The organism is Bacillus sp. FSL K6-1006 (assembly GCF_038593175.1).
Taxonomy (GTDB): Bacteria; Bacillota; Bacilli; order Bacillales; family Bacillaceae; genus Bacillus; species Bacillus safensis.
On sequence record NZ_CP151970.1, the window covers coordinates 2,419,490 to 2,434,477 of the forward strand.

The 14,988-nt window shown below is 43.5% G+C and carries 16 protein-coding genes and 1 other annotated feature; of the genes, 4 read left to right on the top strand and 12 right to left on the bottom strand.

The genetic code is table 11. The features are described 5' to 3' along the window. Window positions 1–7: 7 nt before the first annotated feature. The 8 genes from NSS65_RS12555 to NSS65_RS12590 all read right to left on the bottom strand — a co-directional run bounded on the left by NSS65_RS12555 (window position 8) and on the right by NSS65_RS12590 (window position 8,371). Window positions 8–1,096 carry an acetyl-CoA C-acyltransferase gene (locus NSS65_RS12555; RefSeq protein WP_144496257.1) on the bottom strand — a complete coding sequence of 363 codons (1,089 nt, stop codon included), beginning with the start codon at window positions 1,094–1,096 and terminating at the stop codon, window positions 8–10. After that, window positions 1,084–2,547, bottom strand: a complete 1,464-nt coding sequence (locus NSS65_RS12560; protein WP_144496258.1) for an acyl-CoA synthetase — start codon at window positions 2,545–2,547, stop codon at window positions 1,084–1,086. The genes NSS65_RS12555 and NSS65_RS12560 overlap by 13 nt, the downstream gene beginning before the upstream one ends. Beyond that, window positions 2,544–3,110: a biotin transporter BioY gene (locus NSS65_RS12565; RefSeq protein ID WP_326134828.1), complete on the bottom strand. Its 567-nt coding sequence runs from the start codon at window positions 3,108–3,110 to the stop codon at window positions 2,544–2,546. Before NSS65_RS12565 ends, NSS65_RS12560 begins: the two co-directional genes overlap by 4 nt. Window positions 3,111–3,264: 154 nt before the next feature. Further along, window positions 3,265–3,546 carry a DUF1292 domain-containing protein gene (locus NSS65_RS12570; RefSeq protein ID WP_024423112.1) on the bottom strand — a complete coding sequence of 94 codons (282 nt, stop codon included), beginning with the start codon at window positions 3,544–3,546 and terminating at the stop codon, window positions 3,265–3,267. 15 nt (window positions 3,547–3,561) lie between these two features. Beyond that, window positions 3,562–3,978 (bottom strand): Holliday junction resolvase RuvX, encoded by a 417-nt coding sequence (gene ruvX / locus NSS65_RS12575; RefSeq protein WP_024427871.1) that lies wholly within the window; start codon window positions 3,976–3,978, stop codon window positions 3,562–3,564. Between the two features lie 3 nt (window positions 3,979–3,981). Further along, the gene (locus tag NSS65_RS12580; RefSeq protein WP_008358522.1) at window positions 3,982–4,248 is read right to left on the bottom strand and encodes an IreB family regulatory phosphoprotein; all 267 of its coding nucleotides are present in this window, start codon (window positions 4,246–4,248) and stop codon (window positions 3,982–3,984) included. A gap of 89 nt (window positions 4,249–4,337) precedes the next feature. Continuing rightward, window positions 4,338–6,974, bottom strand: a complete 2,637-nt coding sequence (alaS, locus tag NSS65_RS12585) for an alanine--tRNA ligase (protein ID WP_144496259.1) — start codon at window positions 6,972–6,974, stop codon at window positions 4,338–4,340. A gap of 80 nt (window positions 6,975–7,054) precedes the next feature. Then, window positions 7,055–7,262, bottom strand: a binding site (T-box leader). Window positions 7,263–7,306: 44 nt separating this feature from the next. After that, on the bottom strand, window positions 7,307–8,371 hold the full coding sequence (locus tag NSS65_RS12590) for an AI-2E family transporter (protein WP_034279929.1): 1,065 nt from the start codon (window positions 8,369–8,371) through the stop codon (window positions 7,307–7,309). Between the two features lie 230 nt (window positions 8,372–8,601). On the opposite strand from NSS65_RS12590, the gene NSS65_RS12595 reads away from it, so the two are divergent. From NSS65_RS12595 to NSS65_RS12610, 4 genes are all read left to right on the top strand, one after another. After that, window positions 8,602–9,330, top strand: a complete 729-nt coding sequence (locus tag NSS65_RS12595; protein ID WP_024423116.1) for an amino acid ABC transporter ATP-binding protein — start codon at window positions 8,602–8,604, stop codon at window positions 9,328–9,330. Window positions 9,331–9,343: 13 nt separating this feature from the next. Then, window positions 9,344–10,153 (top strand): transporter substrate-binding domain-containing protein, encoded by an 810-nt coding sequence (locus tag NSS65_RS12600; protein WP_070326451.1) that lies wholly within the window; start codon window positions 9,344–9,346, stop codon window positions 10,151–10,153. Between the two features lie 77 nt (window positions 10,154–10,230). Next, a complete protein-coding gene (locus NSS65_RS12605; RefSeq protein ID WP_024427868.1) occupies window positions 10,231–10,884 on the top strand; it encodes an amino acid ABC transporter permease in 654 nt (217 codons plus the stop codon). A gap of 15 nt (window positions 10,885–10,899) precedes the next feature. Further along, the gene (locus tag NSS65_RS12610; protein WP_070326450.1) at window positions 10,900–11,550 is read left to right on the top strand and encodes an amino acid ABC transporter permease; all 651 of its coding nucleotides are present in this window, start codon (window positions 10,900–10,902) and stop codon (window positions 11,548–11,550) included. Window positions 11,551–11,654: 104 nt separating this feature from the next. On the opposite strand, the gene NSS65_RS12615 is transcribed toward NSS65_RS12610, so the two are convergent. From NSS65_RS12615 to NSS65_RS12630, 4 genes are all read right to left on the bottom strand, one after another. Further along, window positions 11,655–11,786: a YrzQ family protein gene (locus NSS65_RS12615; RefSeq protein WP_003216198.1), complete on the bottom strand. Its 132-nt coding sequence runs from the start codon at window positions 11,784–11,786 to the stop codon at window positions 11,655–11,657. Between the two features lie 20 nt (window positions 11,787–11,806). After that, window positions 11,807–11,998: a hypothetical protein gene (locus tag NSS65_RS12620; protein ID WP_003216308.1), complete on the bottom strand. Its 192-nt coding sequence runs from the start codon at window positions 11,996–11,998 to the stop codon at window positions 11,807–11,809. Between the two features lie 13 nt (window positions 11,999–12,011). After that, window positions 12,012–12,530, bottom strand: coding sequence for a PRC-barrel domain-containing protein (locus NSS65_RS12625; RefSeq protein WP_081279470.1), 519 nt, complete (start codon window positions 12,528–12,530; stop codon window positions 12,012–12,014). A 73-nt stretch (window positions 12,531–12,603) separates the two neighbouring features. After that, on the bottom strand, window positions 12,604–14,988 hold the full coding sequence (locus tag NSS65_RS12630) for an ATP-dependent RecD-like DNA helicase (protein WP_070326449.1): 2,385 nt from the start codon (window positions 14,986–14,988) through the stop codon (window positions 12,604–12,606).

Consider the following 14,988-nt stretch of genomic DNA (forward strand, 5'->3'; position numbering starts at 1 on the left):
ATGCATGTCATGACAGAACTTGCCACAAAACGGCTAAACCAACGCCGCCACCGCTTCCAATAGCAGCCATGACATAGCTTCCATTCGGTAAGGTGCGCCCTTCATAAAATAATCTCACCATCATAGCAGCTCCTGACGCGCTGTAAGGATGCCCAAGGCAAAGTGCACCGCCTCTTCTATTGATCCGGTCATATGGTATCCCCAGCGTCCGGGCAATAAGTGCAGCTTTCAGCGCAAACGCTTCATTGATTTCAAATAGCGCCACTTCCTCTGCCTTGATGTTCTCTTGATGTAAAAGCTTCTTGATCGCATCAATTGGTGAAGCAGCTGGAAAATGAGGATGTATCGCTGTCACAGCACTTCCGGCATACCGTAGCATCACCTTATATCCACTTGCTTCCGCTAGCGATCTTTCCATCACAGCGACGGCGGCTGCTCCGTCTGCTTCCTTACAGCTATTGGCGGCGGTCACAGTTCCTTTTCCCGGTAAAAATACAGGCTTTGCCCGCTTGATCAGCTTTGCCATCGGTCTTATTTTAGCAGCCGCTTCATCTATGTTCATCCCGTCAATCGAAACGATTTCTTCTGAATATGTACCATGTGTGAATGCTGCTAAACTTCTTTCCCAGCTTAAAAGGGCATAGTCATCTTGTTCTTTTCTCGTGACAGAAAATGCCGACGCGGTCAGCTCAGCTGCTTCTCCCATATGCGGATCTCCTATCCGCTCCGGTGAAAAGCGGGCTCTCTCTTTCATTGGTGATCTGGAAATGCTCTCAGTCCCGCCAGCGATATACATCGTGCCCTCCCCCGATTGAACCATGACGCAAGCTGTTCTGATCGCTTCAAGACCCGAGGCACACTGCCTGTCAATTGTCATACCGGGAACGTGTAAAGGAAGACCTGCTTCTAAGGAGGACAGACGGGCCATATTTCCACCGCCTCCGACGACATTGCCTAATATGACGTCATCCGGTGTCCTCATCTGAGACAAATGCCGAATAAGGGGAGCGGCTAATTGCTCTGGGCGATAATTTTTCAGCATCCCATTTTTGTCACCGAAGGGTGTTCGTTTTGCTTCTACGATCACTGCTTGCATGACAATTGCTCCTCCGCCCACTTTTTCATGCTCGCGCGGGCTATTTTTCCGCCGGATGTTTCAATCATTTGATCAATCACAAGCCATTTTTTTGGTACCTTGTAGGCCGCCAGCTTTTCTTTAACAGCTTGTCGAACCCCCTTTATTTGCGGCACTTGCTCCAATATGGCAACAGGGATTTCACCCCAATATGGGTCAGGAACGCCAACCACAATCGACCGTTTGACCTCTGGCTGTTCATTTAGCACACGCTCAATTTCTTCTGGGAAAATATTTAGTCCTCCATAGACAATCATGCCATTCTCACGACCGCACATATACAGATAACCGTCTTCATCCAGCCATCCCATATCGTAAACTGTCAGCCACTCCTCCGGCGGTTTCTGCTCATGCAAGTAACCTGAAAAAGTCATTGGGCTCTTTACATAAATCCTCCCTGTTTCATTTGGCTGACAGACAGATTGATCGGGCCGCCTTACTTCTACTTGAATGGAGGAGAAAAGCCGTCCAACAGAAGTAGGTTTTTGCATAAAGTCATTTGAAGACAAATAAGAGACAAAACTTAACTCTGATGTGCCATAAAAATCAAAAAAAGTGACATGTGGATAGTTGGTCACGAGCTGTTCTTTTGAAGAGATGCTCCAATCTGCTCCCGATGACATGACAAGAAGCGGATTGTCTTCTCTAAAAGCTTCAATTTGCAGTAACGTTTCTGTCATTGTTGGGACAGTATACATCACGGTGATATCACCTGCCTCTAAGGCTTTCTTCGCTTTTACTGGCACAAATTTTTCTAAAAGCGTCACTGTGCCGCCAAAGTATAATGTACTGATGGCACCATATAAAAAGTGAGAGGATAAGAGTGTACCTAATATAAGAGCATGATCTTGATGAGTGATTCCAAATGAAGCGGCGGTCATTTGAAAGCTCTCGATCCAAGACTGCTGACGCCTAATAAAGGCTTTCGGTGAGCCCGTTGATCCTGACGTAAATCCCATATAAAAGACGGGATCCTTCTCGGTATCGCAGCTGTTATATGGACTGTCTGTGAGAAGGCTCATTCTTTCCTTCCATTCTGATAAAGAAAGAAGCGGCATGTCCACGCTTCCCTGTTCAAATCTCTTTATCAATCGATCCTCTATAATGGCGAGATCCGCCTCACTTAACATGAGCTTTTCGACACATTCTTCATGACTCCATCTCGGATCAAGCGGAACGGCTGTCCATCCTGCATAAGCAGCGCCCGCAAATATTTGCAAAAAAGAGGCACCATTTGATAATAAAAAAGCGATTCTTTTTTGCTGATGAGCCGCTCCTTGTAACCACTGTGCTGATCTCTGCACACGTTCATACCAATCTTGATATGTAATGCTTTCTTGCTCATCTATGATGGCAATCTGATCTGGTTTCATTTCTGCATGTACTGCATAGCTTTCCGTTATTCTGTTCAAACTGCACGCCTCCCTTTATGCAGATCCCTTTTTCGATATGACATGGCCTGTATGATTTTGACCGTAAAGACAGCACACATTCCCGCTTTGATGAGATCACCTGGAAGATAAATCAAACTAAGGAAAGCCGCCTGCGAGACCTTCATATGCATCATCATGGCTTGAAAGGGGATGCCGCACATATACAAAATCACAATACTGCAAACCGCATAGATCACAAAAAGACGCAGTGCGGTTACTTTTTTCAGCCGGTTCACCCATAAGCTGATCATGAAGGCAGCAACAGGATAAGCAAGAAGAAAACCACCGCTTGGACCAAAAAAGACCCCTATCCCGCCTCTCCCGCCTGACAAATGAGGTGCGCCTGCTGCCACAACCAAAAGAAAAAGACATAAACTGATTAGTGCTTGTTTAGGCTTTAACAGCCCCCCAGCAAGCAAAAGACCTGCGGTTTGCAATGTAATCGGTACAGGTGTAAATGTAAGTAAAATCGGCGGGATCAAGCCTAACATCCCGATGACCGCTGTTATTAACGCTATTTGCATCATATCTTGTATTTTCAATCTCCATGCCCCTCACTCAATTTATTGTTAAAAACAGAGTAAAAGGTACAATTCATTATGTCAACATAAAATCAAATTTAGTTAACATATTGATCGTAAAAAAAGACCTGTGAAGAAAGATCAAGAAGATCTGTTCACAGGCCTTTTATTTGTTCTATTCTTCGTCTTCTTGATCTAAGAACGTATTTAACGTTTCTTCAATCATGTCCCATTCTTCATCCGTTTCAATCGGCTCTAGCTCGCCATCTTCACCGTCTTCGTTCGGTGTAAAGCTTGATGCATGAATTTCAATTTCCTCATTGTCTTGCTCAGAAATTGGGTAGTAAAGGACATAAGATTTGTTAAAATGGTCGCTTTCAAAAGTAAATAGTACTTCGCAAAGCTGTTCATTTCCATTATCATCAACGATTGTAATTTGCTTTTCTCCGTGTTCCATTTGATTCACCTCATTTTAATTTAAGCTGTCTAAATATCCTTGCAGGATCATAACAGCCGCCATTTTATCAATGACTTTTTTACGCTTTTGTCTGCTCACATCTGCAGAGATGAGCATTTTTTCTGCTGCCATAGTTGACAGACGCTCGTCCCAAAGCACAACAGGAACATTGTACGTGTTTTCTAGCACTTTCGCAAATGATTGGCTGGCTTCGCCTCTAGGACCGACCGTGCCGTTCATATTTTTTGGAAAGCCAAGTACAATTTTATCCGCTCCAAATTCTGCAACGATCTCAGACAGGCGGCTGAGACCAAAGTCTCCGCCTGCTTCATCAATTTTAATTGTTTCAATCCCTTGCGCTGTCCATCCCATTTCATCACTGATCGCAACACCAAGGGTTTTCGTGCCTAAATCTAAGCCCAGAATTCTCATGTTTTACGCCTCTTTATGTGTCTCTAAGTACGATTTAACCAATTCCTCAATTAATTCGTCTCGTTCTAGTTTACGAATTAGGTTGCGTGCATCCTGATGTCTTGGAATATAAGCAGGGTCGCCTGACAGCAAGTATCCGACAATTTGATTGATCGGGTTGTATCCTTTTTCTTGGAGTGCGTCATGAACTGTAATGAGCACTTCATTCACATTGGTTTCAGCTGAATCATCAGAGAAGTTAAACTTCATTGTCTTATCAAATGAACTCACTGCTTCTTGCACCTCTCTTCCAACATTCTACTAGCAAGCTTTTTTCTAACCGCTCATCTAATACCATTATTCTACACTACATCGCCTGATTATAAAACGGATTTGACAGATTCTTCGACAGTTGCCAGTGCTTCTTCAAGCTTTTCTGGTTGTTTTCCGCCTGCTTGTGCCATGTCTGGACGTCCGCCTCCGCCTCCGCCGCAGATTTCAGCTGCCTGCTTCACAAGCTTTCCTGCATGAAGACCTTTTTCGATCACGTCTTTTGTTACTCCTGCTGAAATGTTTACTTTTCCGTTTTGAACGGCTCCCAGGACGATGACAGCTGATCCTAATTTAGCTTTTAAGTCATCAACCATTGTTCTTAAATGGTTCATGTCTTTAGCATTTACTTTTTCAGTTAATACTTTCACTCCGCCAACTTCTGTCACTTTCTCTAAAATAGAGCCTGCTTCTGCTTGGCTTAATTTCGCCAGGAGAGATTCGTTTTCTCTTTGAGCCTCTTTTAAATCTGCCTGTAATGAAGCAATCCGTTTTGGTACATCCTTCGTATTTGACTTCAGCTCGCTTGCTGCCTGTTCTAAAATCGCCAGCTGGTCATTTAATTCTTCATAAGCGCCTTTACCAGTCACAGCTTCAATACGGCGTGTTCCAGCACCAATACCCGACTCAGACGCAATTTTAAACAAACCGATTTCCGCAGTGTTCTGCACATGACAGCCGCCGCATAGCTCGATGCTGTAATCGCCCACTTGGACAACACGGACAATATCGCCATACTTCTCGCCAAAGAGCGCCATTGCACCCATTTCTTTTGCTTCAGCAATTGGTTTCAGGTCAATGGCAACAGAGATGCCTTCCCAAATCTTTTCGTTCACGATTTTTTCAATTTGAGACAATTCTTCTTTCGTCACTTGTCCAAAGTGAGAGAAATCAAAACGAAGTCTATTTTCATTTACCAATGAACCTGCTTGGTTTACGTGGCTGCCTAATACATCTTTCAGCGCTTGATGCAGAAGGTGTGTCGCTGTATGGTTTTTCACAATGCCTTTTCGAAGAGCTGATTCCACTTCAGCAGTGACCTCGAGACCTTTTTGAGCCGTACCGCTTACGACGACTCCTTCATGGACATGCTGACCGTTTGGTGCTTTTTTCACGTCTTTGATCTCAATGATGGCTTCTGCACTTTTTAGTGCCCCTTTATCAGCCACTTGTCCGCCGCTTTCCGCATAGAAAGGTGTTTCATCTAACAAGATTTGCACCGTGTCTCCTTCATGTGCTTCAGAGACAAGTTCACCATTTTGAAGCAGTTCGATAATGCGAGTTTCCGCAGTTAAATTTTCGTAGCCAACAAAGGTACTTTCCACTTTAATATCGCCTAAAGCGCCGCCTTGAACCTGCATACTGCCGACATCTTGTCTCGCATTTCTTGCCCGTTCACGCTGCTTCTCCATTTCCGCTTGGAAGCCTTCTCGATCAACTGTCATGTTTTCATCTTCTGCGTATTCTTCTGTCAGCTCGACAGGGAATCCATACGTGTCATACAGCTTAAATACATCTTCACCTGAAATTTGTGAGCTGCCTTTGTCTCTTTCTTTTTTGATCACTTCTGACAAAATCGCTAACCCTTCGTTCAGTGTTTCGTGGAAACGTTCTTCTTCGTTTTTGATGACTTTCGCAATAAATTCTTCTTTTGCTTGTACATCTGGGTAGAAATCCTTCATGATCTCAGCAACAACTGGCACTAGATCATACATAAACGGACGGTGGATATGGATCGTTTTTGCAAAACGCACAGCGCGGCGCAGCAAACGTCTTAATACATATCCGCGGCCTTCATTGGAAGGAAGCGCACCGTCGCTTACAGCAAAGGCAACTGTCCGGATATGGTCAGCAATGACTTTAAATGCTGTATCTTTTTCCTTCGCCAAACCATAGCTTTCTCCAGAAATAGTTTCGACTGCACGAATAATCGGCATGAAAAGGTCTGTATCGAAGTTCGTTGGCACATTTTGAATGACAGATACCATTCGTTCAAGGCCCATCCCTGTATCTATGTTTTTCTTCGGCAGTGGGGTATATGATCCATCTGGATTATGGTTGAATTCAGAGAACACGAGATTCCATACTTCTAGATAACGCTCGTTTTCCCCGCCTGGATATAATTCTGGATCGTTCATGTCGTCACCGTATGATTCACCGCGATCATAGAAAATTTCTGTATTCGGTCCACTTGGGCCCTCGCCAATATCCCAGAAGTTTCCTTCAAGACGAATAATACGTTCTTCAGGCACACCAATTTTATCTCTCCAAAGAATATATGCTTCTTCGTCCTCTGGGTGGACTGTCACAGATAACAAATTAGGATCAAAGCCAATCCACTCTTCACTTGTGAGGAATTCCCACGCCCATTCAATGGCCTCTTCTTTAAAATAGTCACCAATAGAGAAGTTGCCAAGCATTTCAAAGAACGTGTGATGACGTGCTGTCTTCCCTACATTTTCAATATCATTCGTACGAATCGATTTTTGCGCGTTGCAAATACGCGGATTGTCAGGTACGACGCGGCCATCAAAGTATTTTTTTAATGTTGCCACCCCACTGTTGATCCATAAAAGTGTCGGATCGTCATGCGGTACAAGTGACGCACTCGGTTCTACAGCATGTCCTTTTTCTTTAAAAAAGTCTAAAAACATTTGACGTACTTGAGCTGAAGTTAAAGTTTTCATTCAAAAATCCTCCCTTTTCATTCATCAATCTCCACACAAACGAAAAAACACCCCGCCCTATGCAAGCACAAAACGACTTACACAGGGACGAGATGTTCTCGCGGTACCACCCTGATTATAGACAAATTCGTCTATCACCTTCACATCCGATAACGCCGGAAGAGAGCGGCAGTGTTTATCTGCACTCGGGACTAGCTTCCGTTAAAGGTCTGATAAGGCTTTTCACAGCAAATAAAGCCTCTCTCTGCAACAGCTTTTTAACGTACTCGGGTCCGTCATTGAATTTCAATATGTATGAATCGAAATTATTATAGACAACTCGGCTCGTCTTGTCAATGAACGCTTCGTCTCATCAGGATATATTGCACAATGATCACCCTGATAATCGCAGCTGCTGGTACGGCTAAAATCATCCCAATTAAGCCAAACAGCTCCCCTCCTGCAAGCAAGACAAGCATAATGACGACAGGATGCATATGAAGGCTTCGCCCTACAATGATCGGGCTGAGGACATTGCTCTCTAAAAATTGCAGCACCGCTACTGTGATCAATACAATGATGACCGATTTCACTGAGATGGTAAACGCAATAAAGATGGCAGGAACTGCGCCAATTATCGGTCCAAAATACGGAATCACGTTCGTTGCTCCTATCAGCATGCCAAGAACGAGCGGATACGGGATATGGAAAAGCCAGAGCACAATGGCTGCTGCACCCCCGATTAAAGAACAGACAAGCAGCTGCCCTCGAATATAATCACCAAGCGATTCATCCACTGCTTTGACAAAGGCATGCCCCCTCTTCCTAAATGATGGCGGCGTTAAATACCATGCCGCCCGCTTCATCGTGTTCATGTCTTTTACCATATAAAAAACAAGAAAAGGGATGAGTGCTGCGACTAATGCGTAATCAAATAAAACTTTACAGCTAAGAATCATCCGCTCAGCGCTATTGGCTGCATATGTCTCCGATTGAACAATGAAGCGGTCCAAGCGGTCGTGAAGTCCGTCAGGCCAGTGGCTCGTATGATGATGAATATGTGATAAAGCGCCATTATACGTTTCCGCGATGACAGGAATTTGTTCTGACAGCTCATTTAACTGTGCGATCATAACAGGCGCTCCTTTATAAACCGCAAAACCAATCCCGCCAAAAAACAGGACATAGATGAGTAAGAGACTGATTGTTCTCGGCAGCCCTCGTGCATGCAGTCTTTCGACAATAGGATAAAGCAGGTAAGAAATAAAAATGGCGATGAGAAGCGGAATGAGAACCGCCTTCAGCAATACAAAAACAGGCATCCATAACTCGTCGAGCTGCAGTAAAATGAGCAAGGATGCAAGGACAAGCAGGACCCCTGCAGCATATATCAGAAATTGGATCGGACGTTTCTTCACCTTTTTCACCTCTTTTCTTATTGTTTAACCATTTTCTGCAATTATCCACGTAAATAAAATTTGTCCTAACTTTGTTAAAAATGAATACACATGAAACATACAGCTCCATCCAAAGTCACTGTTTGCAGTAAAATCTCGTCAGAAAATATTCCATTATTTACTTCTTTTTACACAAGTTGTGCTAGAATCCACTTTAGCTTTAGCCAATGAAACACAAGAGGAGGTTCTTCATGATCACATTCGAAGAAGTCAACAAGCATTATGGCCAGTTCCATGTACTTAAGGACATTAACCTACATATTCAAAAAGGGGAGGTTGTTGTGATCATCGGTCCTTCAGGGTCTGGTAAAAGCACGATGCTCAGGTGTATCAATCGTCTTGAAAGCATTGATGCGGGAAAAGTTCTCGTCAACCAAGTGTCTGTTCAGCATCCGAAGACCAACATCAATCTTGTCAGGCAAAATATCGGAATGGTCTTTCAGCATTTTCACCTCTATCCGCATAAGACGGTGCTTGAAAACATTATGCTTGCGCCGATGAAGGTCAAAAAAGTGAGCAAGGAAGAAGCAAAGGAAACAGCTGAATTTTATTTAAATAAAGTCGGCATTCCTGAAAAGGCAGACACCTACCCTTCACGACTCTCTGGCGGACAGCAGCAGCGCGTTGCCATTGCAAGAGGGCTTGCGATGAAGCCGGAGGTGATGCTTTTCGACGAACCGACATCTGCACTTGATCCAGAGATGATCGGCGAGGTATTAGATGTGATGAAGCAGCTGGCCCGTGAAGGCATGACCATGGTTGTCGTCACACATGAGATGGGCTTTGCCCGCGAAGTGGCCGACCGCATTGTCTTTATTGATGAAGGCAGAATTCTTGAAGAATCAACACCGGCTGCATTTTATGAAAAACCGCAAGAAAAACGTGCTCAATTATTTTTAAGCCGTATATTAAATCACTAGGGGGAATGGTTTGATGAAAAAAATGAAACGCTTTGGCCTGATGCTCTTTATGACTTGCTGCATTGCCGCTTTGGCTGCTTGTGGATCGACTGAAAAAGGGTCAACTGATGCAAAACAAGGAAGTTCTTTAGAAGCCATTAAGAAAGACAAAAAAATCATTTTCGGTGTAAAAAATGACACACGTTTATTCGGTCTAAAAAATCCGAGCAGCGGTGATATTGAAGGATTTGATATTGACATTGCAAAAGCCATCACAAAGAAAATACTCGGCGATGAAGGAAAAGCAGAATTCAAAGAAGTCACATCTAAAACGAGAATTCCTTTACTTCAAAAAGGAGATATTCATGGGATTGTTGCGACCATGACAATTACAGAAGAACGTAAAAAAGAAGTCAATTTCTCAGATGTATACTTTGAAGCAGGACAATCACTGCTTGTGAAAAAAGGAAGCGACATTCAATCCATTGATGATCTTAAAAAAGGAACGAAGGTACTGGCCGTGAAAGGCTCTACTTCTTCTCAAAATATCCGCGAGAAAGCACCTGAAGCATCCGTATTAGAATTCGAGAACTATCAGGAGGCTTTTACAGCATTAAAATCAAACCAAGGGCAAGTGCTGACAACTGATAATGCGATCTTATTTGGTATGGCAGATGAGGATTCAAATTATGAAGTGGTCGGCGGCACCTTTACAGATGAGCCTTATGGCATTGCTGTGAAAAAAGGAGATCAAGAATTAACAGATGCGATCAATAAAGCCTTAAAAACGTTAAAAGACAATGGAGAGTATGACAAGATTCTTAAAAAATGGATCAAAGAATAGCATTTAATTCGTCAAGATCAATGCCTCAGGTGAGCCGCTCCTTGGCTCCCCTGTTGATCAGGAAGGAAGTGAACTGATTGCTGCGGTTTTCCATTCTCACTGAAAACGTTCATCTTTATTTAGAAGGCTTTAAATATACCATTGGTGCAAGTGTCATTGCTCTGATTGGAAGCTTTTTGATCGGTACACTCATTGCCATTATGAGAATTGCGCCACTCAGGCCGCTCAACTGGTTAGGGACGGCTTACGTGGAATTTATTCGGAATATTCCGTTATTATTGATCACCTTTGTTTTCTTCTTTGGTTTACCAGTCCTGGGTATAGTAGCAGATGGTTTTACTGCTGGAACGATCGCTCTTGCCATTTATACCTCTGCCTTTATTGCTGAAGCCATTCGTGCAGGGATACAAGCTGTGCCGCTTGGACAAATGGAAGCAGCCCGTGCTTCAGGTCTGTCATATGGCGGGACGATGCGGTATATCATTTTGCCGCAGGCGATTAAAATCGTCATTCCCCCTCTTGGGAATCAATTTATTAACCTTGTCAAAAACTCCTCTATTTTAGGTGTCATTGCAGGGTTTGATCTTATGTATCAGGGAGACCTCATTGCGTCTAGAACATTTGTGACGTTTGATGTCTACATCTTTGTCGCCATGTTCTATCTGCTATTAACCATTCCGCTCAGTCTAGGTGTTGGTTATTTAGAAAGAAGATTAGCAAGAAGCCACTAGAAAGGAGGAAACATCATGGATTTTATAGGTGCCTACCAGCCTGATCATCTCGCCTTTTTACTTGAAGGATTTGCTGTCACCTTAAAAGTGGCTTTTATTTCCATCATTTTGAGCTTTATCATTGGATTAATCGTTGGCACATCGCGGTTCGCTCAAATTCCGGTTTTATCAAAAGTGCTTGCGGTTGTTGTAGAAACCATTCGGAACCTGCCGCTTTTACTGATCATCTTTTTCACATATTTTGCATTGCCTGAAATCGGCATCAAGCTGAGCATCACAGCATCTGCTATTGCAGCTTTAACCGTGTTTGAATCTGCGATGCTGTCAGAAATTATTCGGAGCGGCCTTAAATCAATTGATAAGGGTCAGATCGAAGCAGCCAGGTCTTCTGGTTTAACCTATATTCAAACATTGAAAATGATTATTATGCCGCAGGCCCTGCGCCGAATGGTGCCGCCAATTGTCAGTCAATTCATATCCCTTTTAAAAGATACGTCGCTTGCTGTTGTCATTGCGCTTCCAGAATTATTACATCACGCACAAATATTAAATGGGCAAAGCCAATCCTATTTACTGCCGATATTCCTATTGGCAGCTATGATGTATTTTGTCGTCAATTTCAGCTTATCTATTCTTGCAAGACGATTAGAATACAGGCAGGCATAAAAAGAACATCCGCTCTTGACGGATGCCTCAGCGTATAGACCGGTTTTTCGATCACGCTGAAAAAAACCAAGGGCTAAAATGAAGATCATTTTAGCCCTTTTTGTTTACATCATTCTCATAACACGTTTTCTTAGCTTTTTCATATCCCGCTTTGATGGCATATCATATCGGCTTGCAAAGTGATATGCGAGTGCACCTGCACCAAGCGTTAATAGTGAAGAAGTCATTTTGCCCATTCGAAATTCCCCCTTAACACTTATAATTGAATTGAACGTTCATCGTCACTAAACAGATCATCTAAGCTGCTTAGTGTCCCGTCTTCCTCCACTTGGTGTGTAGATATTTTGCCTTTCGACAGTGTCAATTCAATAAAACAGCCCCAGCAATAATATTGATTGACCCCAATTTTTCCGATGTCTTTACATTTGCAATTTGGGCAAATGAGCATAATCAGCACCTCTTTACGTTCGGTTTAGAACCAGTGCTTCCTTTTGAACGTTCATCAAGGTTCCGGCAGCCTGCAGCTGTTTCCGAATCCCTGATAGCTCTGTAAAGAAGCCGTCCGAGAGTTCATATGCTACGATTGTGCCCGAATTTGAGCAAAAGTATACATCTTCCAAAATGCCTAAATTTTCACCATCAGGTGACTGCATCATTTTCTTTTTTAATTTTGAAAATAACAAGAATGGAGCAGAGGAATCCATGCCCACTCCCTCCTGACAGCTCACATACAAACCTTTATCTGTCAGCTGATCAAAAGCAGAGAATGGAATGAGTGCACAGTCTTTCTTTTTCCCCTCTAACACATATCCTCCGCAGCTGCCTCCGGCTAAAAAGCAAATATCTTTTATGGAACCAAGTGATTGGGACAGCTCATCTGTATAGATCGTCATTCCTTCAAGTTCTCGGCATGTTCTCAAAATGTGCTCAACCACCTTTTGCGGAACAGTCTTATCGTGTGCGTTTGCTTCATGACTCATACGAAGAAATGGCTTCCATGAACAGAATGGGAGAAGTTCTTTTCATACTAAAAGGCTTCCATATGGAAGCCTTCTACTCATGCATAAAATCAAATGGAGTGATTCCCTCCATGCCAATATTTGCGTCATGTACGCTAAACGGAAGCTCTTTTTGGAGCGCTTCAAGTTCTGCATCCATGAATTGTTCAGTTTGCACCAGCCGCATTGTTAAAGACGTTTGTCTGAGGGAATCCTCATTGTTTTTCACGCCCCACTCCAGCGCTGATTCCTCGCCGCACAGTATTAAAAACTTTTTACTGCGTGTAATAGCTGTGTACAGCAGATTCCGCCGAAGCATTCGGTAATAGCTTCTGACGACTGGCAGCACAACAATTGGGAATTCACTTCCTTGTGATTTGTGAATGGAGCAGCAATAAGCATGGGTAAATTGATGAAAATCCTTTTTTGTAAAGGTGATTTCATTCCCATCAAAGGAGATCACGGCCATGTCTTCTTTTTCTGTATTTTCTTTTGCATAAAAAATCGAGACAATTTCGCCGATATCGCCGTTAAAAATGTTGTTCTCCGGCTGATTCACAAGCTGAAGCACCTTATCACCTGTCCGGTACACCACATCACCAAACTGGATTTCTCTGCCTTTTGGTTTTTTAGGATTCAAAATGTGCTGCAGCATTTTGTTGAGCTCATTGATGCCTGCTTTTCCTTTATACATTGGTGCGAGCACTTGAATGTCCTTTGCCGAAAATCCTTTTTGAGCAGCATTGCTGACAACTTTCTCAATGACTTCTTTCATTTGATCAGCTGAACACCGAATGAAGGACCGATCCTTTGAGCGTGCAGTAATATCCTTTGGCAGCACACCATTTTTCATATCATGTGCCAGTTCAACAATGGTGGAGCCGTCTGCCTGCCGGTAAATATCTGTCAGGGTAACAGCCGGCACGGCTTTTGAGGCAAGCAAATCCCGTAAAACTTGGCCTGGTCCGACAGATGGCAGCTGATGTTCATCTCCTACCATAATCACTTGGATATGATCAGGAATCGCTTTAAACAAATGATTCGCCAGCCAAATATCCAGCATACTTGATTCATCAATGATGACAAGCTTTCCTTCTATCGGCTGTTCCTCATCATGCGAGAAGCCCTCCGAACCGTTCCAGCCTAGCAGCCGGTGAATGGTGACAGCTGGAAGCCCTGTTGATTCTGTCATCCGTTTAGCCGCCCGTCCAGTTGGTGCCGCAAGCACAAATGGGAAGGATTCATCTTTTTTATAATCACTCGGATCAAGAGAAACACCGTGAAGATCACTGTAAAGCTCGACAATTCCTTTAATGACCGTCGTCTTCCCTGTTCCAGGCCCGCCTGTTAAAAGCAGCATCGGGGACATGAGTGCCTTTTGAATCGCTTCCTTTTGTGTCGGTGCATACTGGACGCCTAACCGCTCCTCCAGCTCGCCAAGTGCTAGCAGGAATTCTGATTCAGGAAATTGATCTGCATATTCTGTTTGGGAGACGATTTTTTGAATGCGTTTGGCGACACTTTGCTCTGCATAAAATAAGGATGGATGATAGCAGCGGTCGTCTTCAATGATCATTTCTTTTCCTTCGCCAAGTGCAATGATCTGATTGGCAACATCCATTTCAGTCACTTTGTAATCATTGCCTGTTTGGTTGAGCAGTTTGCGGGTTTCGACGATCAAATCTTTCGTTTGTATGTACGTATGACCGTCCTGAAGACTAGCTGTCTCCACTGTAAATAGCAAGGCGGCGCGAATCCGCTCTGGGTCATTACCTGAGATGCCTGTTCTAGCACCAAGCTCATCCGCCTTAATAAATCCGATTCCCTCGACATCCTTGACAAGCTGATAGGGATTTTCCTCGATTTTCTGCAGCGTTTCACTCTCGTATACTTGGTAAATCTTCATGCTGAGCTGTGGACCAAAGCCATACTGATTCAGGCTGATCATGATTTGTTCCAGCCCTTGATGCTCCTGAAGCGCTGCGGCCAGCTTATCCGCCTTCTTTTTTGATAAGCGCGGTACATCATACAAAACAGCTGGGTCACGCATAATCTTATGAAGCGTCTGATTGCCAAGCTTCCCGACGATTTCTTCAGCCGTCTTTTTCCCTATCCCTTCAAATAAATCACTTGAGAGATAATGTATGATTCCTTGCTTCGTTGTTGGTACTTCCTTTTGAAAATGAGTGGCCTGAAACTGTTCACCAAATTTCGGATGGCTTGTCACTTTGCCATAAAAGGTGTAGGTTTCCTCCTCATGAAGTGCTGGGAAGTAGCCTGTGACAGATGCTGTTTTTTCCTCTAAGTTTTCCGATGTTTCAATGACTTTTACCTTTAACACCGAGTATAAATTACTTTCATTATGGAAAATAACGGCTTGAATGGTCCCCTTTAAAAACGGTTCGTCCTCAAGCTTCATTTGATCTGGATGTTCCTGCAC